A 1,327-nucleotide genomic window follows, 5' to 3' on the forward strand; every position below is an offset into this window, starting at 1 on the left:
TCAACTCCATCATGTTCCCAACCATTTTCTCGCAGACCGTGATTGGCCTGAATGATGAAGACACGCCCAAGGCCGCAGCGCTTTTGTGCATGGGTATTGTAGGTGGGGCAATTTTGCCGCTTATCACAGGCTTTACCGCAGACCATGTCGGCCTCTCGGTGGCCTTGATTGTGCCGATCCTTGGCTATGCTTGGCTCGTGTTCTTCGGCCTGTTCGTCCACCGTCAAAACACTGCAGCAGCACAATAAGCGAAAGCGAAAGCAAAGACGATGATGCGTTCCCTGATGAAGCCATTGGTTCAAAAGTCATTCCGCGCCTGCGCTGCCCCCATTCTGGCCCTATCCCTGGGTCTAACTGGGTGTGCGTCGGGGCCTAAGAAGGACGACAAAGTCGAAACCCAGATCACCGAGATCATGAGCAAAATGAGTGTGGAGCAAAAAGTCGCTCAACTCATCATGCCCGATATTTCGACGATCACGCCAGAAGATGTCGCCAAATATCGCTTTGGTACCATTTTGAATGGCGGCAATTCCGGCCCCTATGGCAATGAGCGCTCAAAGCCAGAAGACTGGTTGAAACTGGCCGACGCATTTTGGGAAGCCTCGCGCACCCCCCATGCAGATGGCAGTCCGGTTATTCCGGTGTTGTGGGCAACCGATGCCGTCCACGGCCACAGCAATGTGGTGGGGGCAACCCTATTCCCGCACAATATTGGCTTGGGCGCGACGCGCGACCCCGCTTTGATCCGAGAGATTGGTCGCATCACGGCGGCTGAAATCAAAGTCACCGGCATTGATTGGACCTTTGCGCCAACTTTGGCGGTGGTTCGCGATGACCGCTGGGGCCGCACTTATGAAGGCTATGCTGAAGATAAGGGCCTTGTATCCGAATTGGGCGCAGCCATGGTTGAAGGCTTGCAAGGCACTGGACCCGACTTCTTAAGCCAAGAACATGTCATCGCCACAGCCAAGCACTTCTTTGGCGATGGCGGCACAGGCGGCATCGACACCGGCGATACTGTCGGCAAAGAGGCCGATCTGGTTGAGCTCCATGCCTATCCCTACCGCGCGGCGCTGAAGTCCGGCGCGCAAACGGTCATGGCCTCGTTCAGCAGCATCAACGGCCAGAAGATGCACGGCAATAAGTCGTATCTGACCGAGCTGTTGAAGAATGAAATGGCTTTTGACGGCCTGGTGGTCGGCGACTGGAACGGCCATGGGCGTATTCCTGGCTGTACCAATAAGGACTGCCCAGAATCGATCAATGCAGGCCTCGACATCTTCATGGTGCCCGAGGATTGGAAAGAGCTTTTGACCAATACCAAGGC

Annotated in this window: 1 protein-coding gene and 1 pseudogene; both read left to right on the forward strand. The window is 55.5% G+C overall.

Annotated features, from left to right (window positions below):
* A pseudogene (locus tag ACOVRA_RS11535) lies at positions 1–248 on the forward strand (glucose/galactose MFS transporter); the annotation flags it as partial.
* Positions 249–269: 21 nt separating this feature from the next.
* Positions 270–1,327 (forward strand): glycoside hydrolase family 3 protein (locus ACOVRA_RS11540; protein ID WP_421720414.1); only part of this gene is annotated, 1,058 nt, incomplete at its 3' end.

Source organism: Aquidulcibacter sp. (assembly GCF_049239865.1).
Classification (GTDB): Bacteria; Pseudomonadota; Alphaproteobacteria; order Caulobacterales; family Aquidulcibacteraceae; genus Aquidulcibacter.